General features: G+C 61.8%; 13 protein-coding genes and 1 pseudogene. 4 read left to right on the top strand and 10 right to left on the bottom strand.

Annotation, left to right across the window (positions count from 1 at the left end):
* Positions 1-178: 178 nt before the first annotated feature.
* The 8 genes and pseudogenes from ACZM8Y_RS05455 to ACZM8Y_RS05420 all read right to left on the bottom strand — a co-directional run bounded on the left by ACZM8Y_RS05455 (position 179) and on the right by ACZM8Y_RS05420 (position 8,017).
* Positions 179-1,885 carry a cobyrinic acid a,c-diamide synthase CobB gene (locus tag ACZM8Y_RS05455; protein ID WP_482330333.1) on the bottom strand — a complete coding sequence of 569 codons (1,707 nt, stop codon included), beginning with the start codon at positions 1,883-1,885 and terminating at the stop codon, positions 179-181.
* Positions 1,882-2,313, bottom strand: a complete 432-nt coding sequence (locus ACZM8Y_RS05450) for a hypothetical protein (RefSeq protein WP_482330332.1) — start codon at positions 2,311-2,313, stop codon at positions 1,882-1,884. The genes ACZM8Y_RS05455 and ACZM8Y_RS05450 overlap by 4 nt, the downstream gene beginning before the upstream one ends.
* Complete coding sequence (locus tag ACZM8Y_RS05445) at positions 2,300-2,740, bottom strand: hypothetical protein (protein WP_479858716.1); 441 nt, start codon at positions 2,738-2,740, stop codon at positions 2,300-2,302. Before ACZM8Y_RS05445 ends, ACZM8Y_RS05450 begins: the two co-directional genes overlap by 14 nt.
* A gap of 745 nt (positions 2,741-3,485) precedes the next feature.
* Positions 3,486-3,782, bottom strand: a complete 297-nt coding sequence (locus ACZM8Y_RS05440; protein WP_308770508.1) for a hypothetical protein — start codon at positions 3,780-3,782, stop codon at positions 3,486-3,488.
* Between the two features lie 121 nt (positions 3,783-3,903).
* A complete protein-coding gene (locus ACZM8Y_RS05435; protein ID WP_302551474.1) occupies positions 3,904-4,125 on the bottom strand; it encodes a dissimilatory sulfite reductase D family protein in 222 nt (73 codons plus the stop codon).
* 87 nt (positions 4,126-4,212) lie between these two features.
* Positions 4,213-5,355: pseudogene (gene dsrB, locus ACZM8Y_RS05430) on the bottom strand (dissimilatory-type sulfite reductase subunit beta); the annotation flags it as partial.
* A gap of 18 nt (positions 5,356-5,373) precedes the next feature.
* Positions 5,374-6,690: a dissimilatory-type sulfite reductase subunit alpha gene (gene dsrA, locus ACZM8Y_RS05425; RefSeq protein ID WP_302551453.1), complete on the bottom strand. Its 1,317-nt coding sequence runs from the start codon at positions 6,688-6,690 to the stop codon at positions 5,374-5,376.
* A gap of 616 nt (positions 6,691-7,306) precedes the next feature.
* A complete protein-coding gene (locus tag ACZM8Y_RS05420) occupies positions 7,307-8,017 on the bottom strand; it encodes a septal ring lytic transglycosylase RlpA family protein (RefSeq protein WP_482330331.1) in 711 nt (236 codons plus the stop codon).
* Between the two features lie 346 nt (positions 8,018-8,363).
* Between ACZM8Y_RS05420 and hisH the strand changes: the two genes are divergently transcribed.
* The 3 genes from hisH to ACZM8Y_RS05405 are packed head-to-tail and all read left to right on the top strand — an operon-like array spanning position 8,364 to position 12,189.
* Positions 8,364-9,011, top strand: a complete 648-nt coding sequence (hisH, locus tag ACZM8Y_RS05415) for an imidazole glycerol phosphate synthase subunit HisH (RefSeq protein WP_482330330.1) — start codon at positions 8,364-8,366, stop codon at positions 9,009-9,011.
* Positions 9,005-9,784, top strand: coding sequence for an imidazole glycerol phosphate synthase subunit HisF (gene hisF / locus ACZM8Y_RS05410; protein WP_482330329.1), 780 nt, complete (start codon positions 9,005-9,007; stop codon positions 9,782-9,784). Before hisH ends, hisF begins: the two co-directional genes overlap by 7 nt.
* 2 nt (positions 9,785-9,786) lie before the next feature.
* The gene (locus tag ACZM8Y_RS05405) at positions 9,787-12,189 is read left to right on the top strand and encodes a tetratricopeptide repeat protein (RefSeq protein ID WP_482330328.1); all 2,403 of its coding nucleotides are present in this window, start codon (positions 9,787-9,789) and stop codon (positions 12,187-12,189) included.
* Between the two features lie 366 nt (positions 12,190-12,555).
* On the opposite strand, the gene ACZM8Y_RS05400 is transcribed toward ACZM8Y_RS05405, so the two are convergent.
* On the bottom strand, positions 12,556-13,023 hold the full coding sequence (locus ACZM8Y_RS05400) for a hypothetical protein (protein ID WP_487479942.1): 468 nt from the start codon (positions 13,021-13,023) through the stop codon (positions 12,556-12,558).
* A gap of 629 nt (positions 13,024-13,652) precedes the next feature.
* A complete protein-coding gene (locus tag ACZM8Y_RS05395) occupies positions 13,653-14,102 on the bottom strand; it encodes a universal stress protein (protein ID WP_005027907.1) in 450 nt (149 codons plus the stop codon).
* A gap of 516 nt (positions 14,103-14,618) precedes the next feature.
* Here ACZM8Y_RS05395 and ACZM8Y_RS05390 point away from each other — a divergent pair.
* Positions 14,619-15,422 (top strand): 2-amino-3,7-dideoxy-D-threo-hept-6-ulosonate synthase, encoded by an 804-nt coding sequence (locus ACZM8Y_RS05390; protein ID WP_302551448.1) that lies wholly within the window; start codon positions 14,619-14,621, stop codon positions 15,420-15,422.
* Positions 15,423-15,498 lie beyond the last annotated feature (76 nt).

Genomic DNA, 15,498 nt, shown 5'->3' with positions numbered 1-15,498 from the left:
AAAATCAGGGGATATATCATCCCGCCTTCCTTTGGGATGCGCGCAGCGGCGGCCCGTCGGCAAAAGGAAGCGGCGATTGGAAGGCGCAGCGCAACGGGTGGATAAGATTACAAGTACGCGGGAAGGAAACCCCGGAGAGAGGGAGGCGCGTGGCTTTGAAACGCCTCCCCCTTGGAGATCATCCGTTCTTTCGGCAGGCCGCGACGAAACGGGCGGCCCAGTGCGGGACGGCTGGCGCAAAGAGGTGCGTGTACGCCGCGAAAGTGTTGCGGACAAGGAGCCCGTCGCGGCTTTTGAGCTTGTCCGGGCCTTCCGCCGCAAGCCCCTTGGCGCGGTGCCCCGGCCCGGACATGCCCACGCCGGGCGAGAGGCGCAGGGTCGGCTCAAGCTCCCCAAGCGCGATGCAGCGGGAATAGTGGAATTCGTGCCCGCGCAGAAGGGCGCCTACCGGATGGAACGGGTTTTCGGCCTCCACGGTGGCCTCCACATAGCCGAGGCCCTGTGGGCGCTGGCAGAACTCCGCCCGTGCCGGGAAAATTCCGGTCATGGGGTACAGTTTCCCGCCGATCTGCAACTCCTGGCACAGAACCATAAATCCGCCGCACTCGGCATAGATGGGCATGCCGCGCATGGAGTATTCCCGGATTTCCGCCAGATGCGGGGAATCCGTGAGGCGTTCCGGAACCATTTCAGGGAACCCGCCGCCGAGATAGAGCCCGTCAAGGCGTTCGCCGGGCCACGGTTCCGGCGAGAGCAGGCTCAGTTCGACGAGCTCGGCTCCGGCACGGCGCAGGGCCTCAAAATTTTCCTCATAATAGAACCACAGGGCCGCATCCCGTACGAAGCCGATGGTCACGGGAGAAGCGGGCGGAAGGCCGGAATGAAGCAACGCTGATGCGGACGGTTCCAGAGCTCCGGCTGGTTCCGATGGGGGTAAGGGGGCTATACCGGAAGGCGCGCTTTCGGCGGATTTTCGTCCATGCGGCGCATCATTGGGGGGTGTCCTCCCCATATCGGCCTCCCCAACCGTGGCATCGGCATACTGGGGGGCGTTGCCGGGGCCTTTCCCGATGTTGTCCGCTTCCCGGAAAGCGGCGTTTTCTTCTCCCCTTCCTCCCCTTTCTTTTTCTTCTTCCCAGAAGGGGGCGACGTCCCGCAGATCGGGGGCGGAACGGGCGAGGCGCAGGGCCGCATCAACGTCCATATGGCTTTCAATAAGCCCGGCAAGGGAATCAAGGGCGGCGAGCAGGGAGGCCCGGCCCGGCGCGTCCGGGGTTTCGTCGTGCATGGAGACGAGCCCCATGTGCCGTTCGGGGATGGGATTTTCGGCAAGCCGGGGGATTTCTCCGAGGACGGGGATGCCGGTGTACGTTTCGATGCTCTGCCGGATGAGGGCGGCGTGCCGTGAGGACGCCACACGGTTGAGGACGACGCCGGCGAGGTTGACGGGCTCGAAGCGGGCCAGCCCGGCAATGACCGCGGCGGCGGTGCGGGTCATCTTGGTGACCGTGAGGGTAAGCAGGACGGGCGCGCCGAGGGCGCGGGCGAGGGCCGCGGTGGAGCAGCTTCCCTGCACGTCACGCCCGTCGTACAGGCCCCGGTTGCCTTCAATGACGGCAAGGTCGGCGTCGCCGAATGAGGAGCGGAAAAGCGCACGCAGCCGGGCATCCGTCAAAAAGAAGGGATCAAGGTTGGTCGGCGTGCGCCCGGAGGCGAGGCCGAGCCATGCGGCGTCAATGTAGTCCGGGCCCTTCTTGCAGGGTTTGACGCGGAAGCCGCGAAGCGTCAGGGCGCGGACGAGGCCGAGCGAGAGGAGCGTTTTCCCGCCGCCCCCGGAAAGGCCGGAGACGACGAGGCGGGGGGCCGTGAAAGTCGGTGTGATCATGCGTTGTTCCGGGAGGGCGGGAGTTTGAGGGCGGCCCGCGCTTTATCAAGGTTGGCGGAGGCGGCGGGCAGGGCGTAGCCCTGCCTGAGCCGTTCCGTGGTGTGGATGCGGTTGGCGTGCGTGGTGATGGGCAGCGTTCCGCAAACGCACAGGAACCCCAGGATCAGGAGGAAAAGCACAAAAAGGGGGATGTCAGCGCCGGGGAAAGGGGCGAGAAGGATTTTCCGGGCATCGGGAAACAGCAGAAGCACGGGGGGAAGCAGCACAAAACCGATCAGGGGCGTCAGTGCGGCGAGGAACAGCCGGGTGTTGCCCCTCCTGAGGCAGAAAACGAAGGAACGAAGCGTTTCCCCGCTGAATCCGTAGTATCCCGCCGTTTCCTTGCCCGTGTAGGGATGCCGCAGCAGGATGCAGTCATCGGCGGCCATCGGGGCCTCCCGGAAGGTTGAGCGCGATCCGGGCTTCCTTCTCATTGATCGCGGGGACGATTTCGTAGCCTTCGTCCAGCAGTTTGCGCGTATATCGCCGGTTGCAGGAGAAGGAGATCAGGGTGTTCTGAAGCAGCAGACCAACGAGGCCCAGCATGGCTATTAAAGCGTGCCCCGAAATCATGAGGCCGCCCAGGGGAACTTCCGTACCGTCGAGCAATTCCGAGAGCGCAGGCACGCCGAAAAAGAGGCCGAACACGATGAGGATCGCAGCCGGGGAGATAATGTATTCCATGCCCCCGGAGGGGGCCCCGCGTTTGAACCAGACGAACCCCAAGGTTCGGAAGCTGTCCCAACTGAATCCGTAATATCCCTTTGTTTCCTTGCCCGTATGGGGGTGCCGCAGCAGAATGTAGTTATCGGACATCGCAGGTTTTCTCTTTGGCTCTGTTATAGTGTGTGGTTGTTTCATCTCCACAGTGCGGTGAAAATACAGCCTTTTTCTCCGGTTTTCCCCTTGGCGGGAACCACGGCTAAGGCATTTTATCGGCTAATCCTTTGGAACTTCAAGGAAAAAAGCATCAACCGTTTTCTATAACACAGCCTTCTTTTTACGTTTTGGCGTACTGGGCTTTCCCCCTCTGCCGCCGGGAAACCCTTCGTGGCCTGCGCAGCGCCGCATACGGCTGGCGTTGATGACGGACGGGAGGCGGCCCGTTCCATTGGAAGGGGAGGGCTTCCATGCTGTGGATATCCGCATGCTTCGGCAGCCCCGTGCCGCCGAGAGGGCTGGGGGGGCGCAGGCGCGGACGGGACAAGCATACCGGAGGGGCGGCGTGCCGGGCGGATAGGGCCGTGAGTGCGGAAAAAGCCGGGGTATGCCGGAGCCGGGCAGGGCCAGCCGCACGCGCCGCCGCATGGAAGGGGGCCTCGCCGCCATTTTGTCCATGCAGGATTGCGAAGCCAGCAAGGGGTTCCCCGTGTCTGCCGAGCCCCGCAAGGGCTTCGCCGGAACCGGGGGAGCAGCAAAGGGAGGCCGAGACGGGAATGGGCGGGATGTGCCGCCCGGCGTCGCGCGGAACGGGACGGATCGGGTAACCGGGCCGGGCTTTGCTGTCCGTCCGGGCGGATGGAACCGGCGGGGATGCGGCGTCACGGGCGCGTCCTTGGTTCTACTCGTGTATGCCCAGCACGCGCTTGGCTTCCCGGACTTTCTCCGGATCGTCGTCGAAGACGTAGCCGCGTTCCAACAGGCGCGTGGTGTAGACGCGGTTGTAGAGAAAGGCCCAGATGAGCGCGACGAGCCAGAAAGAGGAGGCGCTGAGGAGCAGCACGAGCACCCCGGTAAGGAGGTCGCCACGGAATATGGCGGGAAACCCGCTGAAAAACAGCGTCGTCCAACTGAATCCGTAAAATCCGGTTGTGATGACGCCGGACTGTGCGTGCCTGAGCCGAATGTTCTGGGCCATGCCTTCCCCCGGAAAAGAAAAGGGAAGGAATCGCTTCCTTCCCTCAAAAGCCCTCCCGTGCCCGCTTGATCGGGAACGGGAGGGAAAGCCGCGGGAGAAAGCTCCCCCGCAGCCGTTAAGACTAGTTTTCGCCTTCGGAAGAGGCCTGCTTGCCGGCGCCCTTCAGACCATACATGGTCGTGGAGCCGGAAGACCAGTATTCCAACGCCTCTTCGGACACGAGCACGGACAGGACGTTCTTGACGTCGCGGGTGCCCTTGGCGGGGAAGAGTTCGAGGAAGTCCTTGAAGTAGTACTTGGTCTTCGCGCCGGGACGGGACATCTTTTCCTTGAGGAAGTTGATGACGACTTCCTTGTCTTCGGCGGTGACTTCAGCGGCGGAAGCGGATTCGTGGGCTTCACCGCCGTGGGCGGCGAGGGCCAGTTCAGAGAACTTGAACTGGGTGCTCTGGCGCCAGGTGTAGTAAGCCGGATCGCGGAAGTCGTCGATCAGGTGGTGGGTGAACTCAAGGCCGGTCAGTTCAAAGAAGGATTCCCAGCCGATGCGTTCGGCCCAGTCGCCCAGACGTTCGTACTTGTTGGCGTTTTCGGAGTACACTTCCACGATGTGCTTGATCGTGCTGGTGAGGGTGTTCCAGCGGGGCGGTTCGTTGGGAATGTACGCCACGACCACTTTGGAGAACTTGGGCATGGAGATACGGTTGGAAACCTTGCCGCCGACCATCAGGGCGACGCCGTCGCCTTCGCCGTCGGAGATGGGCAGGGCGGGGCACATGGTGTAGCAGTTGCCGCAGTACATGCAGCGATCCTGCTTGATGGCCACGGAGTTGACCTTCTTGCCGTCATGTTCGGTCTTGACCGGACGCACGGCGGCGGTGGGGCAGGCGGCGACAGCCAGCGGGATTTCGCAGAGCTGGTCAACCCACTGGTCGTCGATCATCGGGGGCTTGCGGTGGATGCCCACGATGCCGATGTCGGAGCAGTGCACGGCGCCGCACATGTTGATGCAGCAAGCCAGCGAAATGCGCACGGGGGCGGGCAGACGCATGTTCTTGAACTCTTCAAACATGGTGTCCATCACAGCCTTAACCGGGCCGGAGGCGTCGGTGGCGGGGGTGTGACAGTGCACCCAGCCCTGGGTATGCACGATGTTGGAAACGCCGGCGCCGGTGCCGCCGATGGGGAACTTGTAGGAGCCGGCGGCGAACTTGCGGCCCGCCAGATCTTCCTTCAGGGCCTTCAGGGTGGCTTCGTCGGTCACCATGAATTCGATGTTGTTACGGGTCGTCCAGCGAACGTGCCCGCCGCAGTACTTGTCGGCGATTTCGCAGATTTCGCGGATGTTGGTAACGGACATCGTACGGGTGCCGCCGCAGCGCACGGTGTACACCTTATCGCCGGATTCGGCGACGTGCACGAGCACGCCGGGTTCCAGGATTTCGTGGTACAGCCATTTGCCGAAGTTCTTCTTGATGACTTCAGGGAAGAACGAGTCGTATTTGCGGGGGCCAATATCGGAGATACGGCCTTCCATCGGCTTTTCAGGATTGTAGCCGGAAGAAACAAACGCCATGGTAATTCTCCCTTCTCTTTAGCGTTGATGTCTGGAGCGGTAAGCAGCCAGGTCACGGTTCCAGCCGCCGGGCACTTCTTCTTCCTTGAAGAAGATGTACGGGTTGGAGCGCGGTTCCTTGACGTGCTGAGCAAGAGCGGGGATTTCGGTGACTTCAAGGAGCTTCTGGAAGGACAGACGCTTCATGGTTTCGCCGAGACGTTCGCGGTTCTTGCCTTCTTCCATCCACCAATCCCAAATCTTTTCAATGATTTCTTTGAGTTCAGCGTAAGGAGCTTCAACCGGGACGAAGGGAACGAGCAGGGAGCCCATCTGAGCGCCGTCAACGACCGGGGCCTTGGCGCCGCAGAGGATGGACGCGCCGCGTTCGTCGCCGATGTGCAGGGCGCGGGGCATGGTGTTGATACAGTGCATGCAACGCACGCATTCGGCGTTGTTGATGAAGAGGCGGCTGCCGTCCCACTTCATGCACTTGGAGGGGCACAGGTTGATGACTTCGGCTTCGATGTCGAACTTGCCCCAGTCACGGCCGGAGTGGGCGCCGGCGTTGGGGGCGAATTCGCCGGCAACGTAGGCTTTCACGGCTTCCTGATCGATCTTGATGTCGTCCTTCCACGTACCCACGACGGCGAAGTCGGAACGGGCCATAGCGGCCACGCAGCCGTTCGGGCAGCCGTCGAATTTGAACTTGAACTTGTAAGGGAAGGCGGGACGGTGCAGTTCGTCCTGGTAGTCCATGGTGAGCTGGTAGCAGGCGTCCTGCGTGTTGTAGCAGGCGTATTCGCAGCGGCTCTGGCCAAGGCAGGCGGCAGGCGTACGGAGGTTGGAACCGGAACCGCCGAGGTCGACGTCGAGCTTGTGGGTGAGATCGTAGAAGATTTCTTCAAGCTGCGGGGTCTGGGTGCCGATGAGCACGATGTCGCCGGTGGAACCGTGCATGTTGGTCAGGCCGGAGCCGCGGAGTTCCCAGATGTCGCACAGGCCGCGCAGGAATTCGGTGGAGTAGTACTTGCCGGAGGGCTGGGCCACACGGACGGTGTGGAAGTGCGCCACGCCGGGGAACATTTCAGGCTGGTCGCAGTAACGGCCGATAACGCCGCCGCCGTAACCGAACACGCCCACGATGCCGCCGTGCTTCCAGTGCGTTTCCTTTTCCTTATAGGAAAGTTCAAGCACACCGAGCAGGTCGTCGGGAGCGTCGGCGGGAACCTGGAATTCCACGTTGTCGGGGTTGGCCGCTCTGTATTCAGCTTCCTGCTTGATGTCGGATACGAAGCTGGGCCAAGGGCCAGTTTCGAGTTGATCCAACAAGGGAGTTGGATGTTTGATTGCCATTGCCTTACCTCCACTTGGTTTGGTTGGTAACCGCATTGTGGTGCGGCTGAAAGCCGCGGGATATTCTAAGATGGCCCGCAGCGCAAACGCACGGGCCTCATCTCAGTTATCTTACTTCTTGTTAAAAATACCATGCAGTTCTTGTTTGTGTCAAGGAAGGTTCGAGAAACCCGGTGTCATCAAAGGATTTTGTGCACATTTAGCCCCGCTGGGCCGTGAACTCGTGCAAATGGCGCGTGATTAGGGCACGATAGGGGATGGAGTGAATTTCTGCACCAGCCCTGAAAGGGCTTTTAGGGAGTTGAAAACCGTTTCCTGTTTTGTGTTTTTTATATGAAAAATATGTATAAACAATATGATAGGTTCTTGCAGAAAAAGTTGTGCAAAGAAGAACGAAAAAGATTTAGTGATTTTTTGAACAATATTCTGAGGCTTAAGCGGCTTTTCCTTTTAGTGTCGGCTGATTATGCCGCCTTGCCGCAAAGTGTGGGCAAGAGGCGCCCGAAAAGGCTCCATGAAGGGCGGGGCGGTTGTCCAAAAAGGCGCGGTATGGAACCCCGAAGCCGACAGGCGCAGGCTGCGCGGAAAGGCGCTGCGGGGGCGGCCCAAACCGCAGTCAGCGGTTGTTTTCGGCGACCAGCCTGGGGAGGCAGGCGACGCTGGCTTCAGTATGCCTGGCTCTGGCTTTGCTCAGGGCGCGCTGCGCATCCCGGTAGCGGGTGAAGGGGCCTTGGCCGATAAAATACTGCGTGCGGCCGTTGGGAAGGCGTTCCGAGAGGATTTTGAGTTCGCCGGGCAGGCTGCGGGAAACCCGCTTGGTGGGCTTGGAGGCGCTGGCGGACGAAAGCGTTTTGAGCTTGTTTTGGGCGTCCTTGAGCGTGCGTGCGCTGGCCAGCCGCAGGTAAAAGGCGTTGTTCCGCAGAACCGGGATGCCCCGCTTGTCGGCGACGACCTCGACCTGGACGGGAATTACGCCGCGCCGGATCATGTTCAGCCTGCTGGCGGCGGCCCTGGAAACGTCGAGGATGAGCTTTTTCTTGCCCGGCCCGCGGTCGTTGATGCGGACGAGCAGGTTGTTGCCGTTGGAAAGGTTGGTCACGCGGACGATGGTTCCCAAAGGAAGGGAGCGGTGCGCCGCCGTGAATTCGTTTTTGTTGTAGCGTTCCCCATTGGCCGTTTTCTTGCCGTGGAACGAGTCGCTGTAAAAGGTGGCTCTCCCGGTAAAGACCTCAAGCATCGGCCCCGGAGATCGGCCTTCCGCCTGCGGGACGGCGGCCAAATACAAAGGAAGAGCCAAGAGCAGCAGGGTGATGGCTCGTTTTATCATGCGTATCCTTGGCGCTGCGGCCCATATGGCAGGCTTCCCGCGCTCGTGCGGGGGAAAAAGGGCCTTGGTTTACCTCGTGATGGAGTGTGGAATTGTCATATATTTCGCCCAGACTACGGATTCTGTCAACCCGGCCTCCCGTGCGCCCCCAACAGGCCCTTCAAATCAGGGGGCATGCGCGTTTTTTGAGGCCCCGCCCCTGCTGTCCGGCCCGTTGCGGGCCTTGACCTGGCGCTGAACCGGATAGTATCGTGTTTTCGGCCCTTTCTATGGGCTTTCACCCGCTCCCGCCCGCCGGACGTTTCTCCGCGCGGAGGCGGCGGACAACGGCTTATCGGGAAGAATTATGCTTGCCATCCTTGACTACAAGGCGGGGAACCAGACCAGCGTGCGCCGCGCGCTCGATCATCTGGGCATTCCCTGCGCCATCACTGCCGATCCCGCCGTCGTGGACAGCGCGGACGGCGTGATTTTCCCCGGCGTGGGCGCTGCCGGACAGGCCATGCGCCACCTTCAGGATTCCGGCCTCGACGCCGTGCTGCGCAATGTCGTCTCGTCGGGCAGGCCCCTGCTTGGGATCTGCCTCGGCTGCCAGATCATGGTGGCCCACAGCGACGAGAACGACACGCCGACCCTCGGCCTCGTCGGAGGCCGCTGCGTGCGCTTCGACGAGCATCTGGAGGAAGGCGGGGCGCCTATCCGCATCCCGCACATGGGCTGGAATACGATTTCCCGCAAGCAGGAGAGCCCCATCCTGAAGGATGTCCCGGCTGACGCGGCCTTCTATTTCGTGCATAGTTATTATGTGGAGACGGCCCCGGAAAAGGTCATCGCCACAAGCCGTTACGGTACGGAGTTCTGCGCGGTGTACGGGCAGGACGGCCTGTGGGCCATCCAGTTCCACCCGGAAAAGAGCGGGCGGCCGGGCTTGAAGATCCTTTCCAATTTCTATGAATGGTGCATGGCGCGCAGCGCGGGAGGCCGGGCATGCTGACGAAACGGGTTATCCCCTGCCTTGACGTGCGCAACGGGCGCCTGACCAAGGGCGTCAAGTTCGTGGGCAACGAAGACATCGGCGATCCGGTGGAAACCGCCCGGCGGTATTACGAGGCCGGGGCCGATGAAATCGTCTTTTACGACATCACGGCTTCCGCCGAGGCGCGCGGGATCTTCCTCGACGTGGTGGAAAAGGTCGCCTCGGAGATTTTCATCCCCTTCTCCGTAGGGGGCGGCATCTCTACGGTGCAGGACATGCGGGCCGTGCTGCTCGCGGGCGCGGAAAAGATTTCCGTGAACTCCGCCGCCGTGAAGAACCCGGAAATCATTTCGCAGGGCGCGGACGCGTTCGGTTCGCAGGCCATCGTGGTCGGCATGGACGTGAAGCGGGTTCCCGTCACCCCGGAAATCCCGTCCGGATATGAGATTGTCATTCATGGCGGGCGCAAGGCTATGGGAATCGACGCCGTCGAGTGGGCGAAGCGCTGCGAGGCGCTCGGCGCGGGCGAGCTGTGCGTCAACTCCATCGACGCCGACGGGACCAAGGACGGCTATGAGCTGACGCTCACCCGCCGGATCTGCGACGCCGTGCGCATTCCCGTCATCGCTTCCGGCGGCGCGGGAAGCCCGCAGCACATGGTGGACGCCGTGACGGAAGGCCGCGCTTCGGCGGCGCTCATCGCCTCCATCGTGCACTACGGCGAATATACGATTGGGCAGCTCAAGCAATACATGGCGGATCGCGGCGTGCCCGTCCGCCTGACGTGGTAGGCATGTCGGGCCTGACGACCGGCCTTGTCCGGCGCGATCTGCTGGATCTGGAGCAGCGGCTGCGGGACAGCCTGCACCGCGTGCTCCCGTTCGAGGCGCATGCCGTCTATTTTCCCCGCCAGACCCGTTCGCAGGAACCGGAATGGCTGCCGGACGAGGGAAAGCTTTTGCTGCCGCTCGTCCGGCACGGGGAACTCCTCGGCGTGTTCATGGCCCGTGTGCCCGACGCCGAGCGCGTGGCGGCGCTGCTGCCGTCCCTGCCCGGCATCGTCGATCTGTGCCTTGAGAATCTGGAGCTGTACAAGGCCGGGCGGCTTGATCCCCGCTCCGGGCTTGCAACCCATGAGGTGCTGCTGGAGCGGCTCACGCAGGAAACCGGGGCCATACAGTCGGCGTTCGCGCGGGAGTTCGGGCTGGAAAGCGGCGAAGGCAGCAGCCGGGGCGGTACGCTCGGCCTCATCGTCGTCCGGTTCGACGGCGTGCGCGAGGTGGCCCGGAACGTCAGCTACGGGTTTGCGGATCGGCTCGTGAGCAAGCTGGTGGAGGCGTTTTCCGGCCAGCTTCCCGATCAGGCGTTCGGCGCGCGCATCGGCGACAGCGCGGTCGCGGTGTTCCTGCCCGAAGCCACGCGCCCCGAATGCGAGAACCTTGCCGCCGCCATCCTGCGGGCGATGGAGCAGGTGCGCCTCCCCGATCCGCTGATCGGCAGGCCGTTCGGCGTGCAGCCCCATGCGGGCTATGCGCTCTATCCGCAGGATATGGACGGGACCCGCCAGCGCAGTTCGGAAGAGCACGGGCGCATCCTGCTGCACAAGGCCCAGCTCGCGGCGGAAGTGGCCCGCACGCGCGGCCCCGGCGGTTTTCAGGCGGGCCGGGTCATGGGGTACGGCAGGCTGCTTCTCGAAGGCGGGCACATCCGGCAGGTGATGCCCCTTTCGCGGGTCCTGACCTCGCTCGGCAGGAGCGTGGGCGCGCGGGAAGGCCAGCATTTCTCGGTCTGGTCAGTGAACTACGCGGTCAAGGGCGGTTCCGGGGACGAGTCCCTCCAGCCGCTCTACAAGGGCGAGATCGTCCTTCTGGAAGTCCGTGAATCGGAATCCGTGGCGGAGATCCTGCACCTTGGCGATCCCGCGTGGCCGCTTGAGCCCGACGACGCCCTGACGCTGCTTCAGGAGGAGCAGAGGCTGAGCGTGCAGAGCGCGGCCCCCGAAGGGCAGGACGACGGCGTGTTCCACCGCCCCGATCCCCTGACCGGGCTCCTGCGGCACGGCGATTTCCTTGCCCATCTGGCGCGGGCGTGCAGCGAGTGCGAACGGTTTTCGCTGGCGCTGCTGCATGTGGACATGGCGCGCCGCGACGGTGACCCTTCCGGCGCGATCCAGCCCATGACGCAGCCTGAGCACATCATGGCGCAGGTGGCCGATCTCGCCCGTTCCGTATGCGGCAGGAAGGTGCTCGGCGGACGCTTCGGGCTGAACAGCCTCATCTTTTTCCATCCCGATCTGGAGGCGGAACCGCTCCGCGGGCTGTACGAAAAGCTGTGCGCCGACATCGCTTCGCGCCTCGGCGTGCGTGCCGGCGTGGGGCTGGCCTGCTGGCCCTTCCTCGATCTCCGGCCTTCGGACATGATCGAAGGCGCACGCAAGGCGCTTGAATATGCGCTCCTGCTCCCCGCGCCGCATATCGGGCAGTTCGGTTCCCTCGCCCTGAACATCAGCGCGGACAAGCGGCACTGCCGGGGCGACGTGTTCGGGGCCATCGAAGAGTACAAGCTTGCCCTGCTTGCCGATGAGGGCAATGTGCTGGCGTGGAATTCCCTCGGCGTCTGCCTTGCTTCGCTTGGGCGCCATGCCGAAGCCCGGCGCTTTTTCGAGGAGGCGATCCAGCGTACCCCGGACGATCCCGCGCTGGCCTACAACCTCGGCGCGGTCTGCCAGAGCCTGCACGACAACGAAGCGGCTGCGGAACATTTCCGTACCTGCATCCGGCTGTCGCCCTCGCATCTGTATGCCCTGATCCGGCTTGGGCAGCTCGACGAGGCGGAGGAACGGCTTGAAGAGGCCCGCGCCCGGTTCGAGTCGGCGGCGGCCCTCGACACCGGGAGCCCGCTCCCGTACCGGCACCTTGCCCGTCTCGCCCTGAGGCTCGGCAAAGCGGATCAGGCCCGCGAGCATCTGCATCAGGCGTTGCTCCGCAATCCCCGCGATGTGGCCGCCCTCAGCCTCATGGCCGACCTCTACCTTGACGGCGGGGAAGATCCGGAGCTTGCGGAATCGCTGGCCCGCCAGAGCGTGGCTCTGCGTCCCGAATATCGGAATGGCTGGCTGGTGCTTTCCCGCGCCCTCGAAGTGCAGGGCCGTCTGGCGGACGCCCGCGAAGCCTTGCTGAAGGCCGGGGAGCTGTAGACGGGCTGAATATTGGGGAGGGGGCCCTTTTCTTGAGAACGTTCCCCCTCCCCAGTTTGCTATCGTGGCTCGCGTCCACCTCATCCCCACCAAAGGCGGCCGTAATAGTCTCTGGAGAGCGCTGTGTGGCGCAGGCGTTCCGGTTCTGACGCCCGTCTCCCGGTGCTGCGCGGAAAAGAGCCCTGTCATGTGCGGAAGGCGGGCAACAGGTTGCTTCTCCCGGTGTTGTGCGGAAAAGAGGCTTGGTGTGCGGCGGCGTGCATCCCCCGTCATACGGCGGGGTATGGGGATTGCCGGAAGGATAGCCTGCAAAGACGGGGAAACGCACTGCGCCCGTTGAGTGCAGGGCCGTGCGGCCAGGGGCGGCTATTTCTTTGGGGCACTCATTTCGTCGGAAACGGGGCGTCGGCCGTCTTTGCCGGATCCTTTTTCCGCCCTCTCTTTCAATGTGTTGAAGAACGTGAACAGGGGGTAGGAGATGCTTGCCCCCAGCAGGGCACCCCATACGGCTGCGGGGAATATGCCTATATTCATTCCCCTGGAATAACAAAGTATCGGTAGAATGATGGCGCACAGGAGCGTGTCGAACAGCCAAGAAAGCCAGCCCCCGCAAGGCAGGAGCAGGAGGAACACGCACAGAAGCGCGCCCGGGATCATCCCCAACGCCGCGAACAGGTTCCGATCAAAGGGAATGCCGGGCGTAAAACGGTAGTATATGCTCACGCATACCCCAAGCACCGAAATGAGGAACACAAGGAAACACTTGCCTACCGGGGGCGTGCATTTGTTGGAAAAGGCGGGAAAGCCGGAGGGGGCCATAAAACATCCTCCCATGATGCGGAAGCGTTTTTCTGTAAGGCTGTGTTATGGGAAGCGGTTGATGTTTTCTTTCTTGAAATTCCAGAGGAATAACGAATAAATGTCCTAATGGAGCCCATCAGCAAGGAAGCCTGATAAAACGTCCTATTTTCAGCATACTGTAAAAATAAAGGCTGTGTTTAAGTTTGTGGTTGATACAAGATTCCAACTGGAAAGGAAGAGTTCTTTGGAAATGATTTGGAGGTCTCGCAACAATTCTTCAAAACTGGATTTCATGTAATGAACAAAAAATGAGAGAGGCCCACATCACCGGACGTGGAACGAGCTTTTATCTATTGATTTTCATTGAAAAAATCATCAACCGTAAAATTGAACACAGCCAAAATAAAACAGCCGCATATTATGGCGGATCCTTCTGTAAGGCATGGAAGCAGGCCGGATTCCGGCAGCAGAGTCCTGCGGGCCGGGTTTCTGCCGGACGGCACGGAAAGTTGGGCAAATACGAAGAAGGACGAAACGGAACATTCCGTCCGGGGAAGGGAAAAGGCCGGGGAACGCTCCGTATGGAGGCTTCGCGGCAGAACATTCCGTTTGGGGAAGAAAAAGGAGGCAGCCCGGTTTCGCCGGACTGCCTCCCAAGTCAATCAATCGTCGTCGGTGGGACGGATGGTCAGCACCGGGCAAGTCGCGTTCTTCACGACCTTTTCAGCCACGGAGCCAAACAGGATCAGGTCGATGCCCTTGCGTCCGCGGGTGCCCATAACGATGATGTCGGCCTGTTCGCTTTCGGCGAGGGCGAGGATTTCCTCAGCCGCGTAGCCGACGACGACGACGCCGCGGGCGTCCACTCCGGTGAAGTGTTCGGATACGAAGTCGGTCATCGAGCGTTCGGCGCCGGAAACGATCTCACCGACAAAGTTGTCGATGGTGTTCGGCGGTACATGGAAACCCGTGTACTGGGTCAGCGTGGGGGCGGCATACACCGCCACAATGCTGGCCCCGGACATCTTGGCGAGCATAACGGCGTATTCGGCTACGGATTCGCTCTGATCCGACAGGTCCAGGGCGCACAGGATCTTCTTCAAGGCAGGCATGACTCTTCTCCCTGTAAAAGATTGCACAGTGGAGAGCTTTACTGCGGGACGGCGCAGGAGCGCTCTTTGAAATTGATCAAATTGTAATCGTTTTTTCATGAACAAACAAGAGGCCGCCTTTTATTCGTTTCTCCCTTGTGCATTGCCAAAAACGGAGGATCGGGGGGAAAGCGGGCTGTGGCGGAACGGTGACGAAAAGCGAACATTTTCGCGCTGATGAAAAAAGGTACATTTTTTTCTTGACAGAAAACCGGATTGGGGACTAGTTTTTACAAAACACAGTTGAGGACGACATGACCAACTACACCGCCACCGCATTTACCGCTTCCAACGAAAGCAGCCGCTTTTGGGGCTTCTTTTTTTATTTTGGTCGCACCTGCGGTACAGGGGTGTATGGGATGTTGTTGTAAAGCAAAACCAGACATTCAGGGCCGCGGGTGCAAATCCGCGGCCCTTCTTTTTGCCGCGGATCCATGCACCAGCCTCCCTGTGCAAACACACAAAGGATGGAATACCATGAACCTCGGCAAGCAAGTCCGTCTCCAGCGCATCTTCAATCGTGAAACCGGCCGCGCCATCATCGTTCCTATGGATCACGGCGTCTCCGTCGGCCCTATCGAAGGCATTGAGAATATCCACAAGACAGTCTCCGACATGGCCGACGGCGGCGCTGATGCCGTCCTGATGCATAAAGGGCTGTGCCGCTGCTGCTTCCGCGCTTCCGGCGAAGGCAAGGATCTTGGCCTCATCATCCATCTTTCCGCTTCCACATCCCTGTCCAGCTACTCCAACAAGAAACGCCTCGTATGCACCGTTGAGGAAGCCATCCGCCGCGGTGCCGACGGCGTTTCCGTGCATGTGAACCTCGGCGACGACAATGAGAGCGACATGCTCGCCGACCTCGGAGAAGTCGCCCGCGTAGCCGAAGAATGGAGCATGCCCCTCCTCGCCATGCTGTACGCCCGCGGCCCCCGCATCTCCAATGAATTCGATCCCGCCGTCGTCGCCCACTGCGCCCGCGTGGGCGTGGAACTCGGCGCCGACATCGTGAAAGTCCCCTACACCGGAGACATCGACTCCTTCGCCGACGTCATCGCCGGCTGCTGCGTTCCCGTGGTCATCGCCGGCGGGCCCCGCACCGAAACCACCCGCCAATTCCTCGAAATGGTTGACAACTCCCTCAAGGCGGGCGGTTCCGGCCTTTCCGTGGGGCGCAACGTGTTCCAGCATCCCAAGCGCGTGCAGCTCGTCCGTGCCCTGCGCGGCCTTGTCCATCAGGGGCTGTCCCTCGACGAGGCGCTGGCTATTGTGGAAGGCTAGCGGAAGTGGGGAAGGGGTTCCCGGCCGGGGACCCTTCCCGCCCCGGAAGGGGCCATCGGCAGGGGGCTGCACGGCG

Source organism: Bilophila sp. (genome assembly GCF_057864385.1).
Note: the sequence above shows the minus strand (reverse complement) of the source record. Positions and strands in the feature narration are given on the sequence as shown.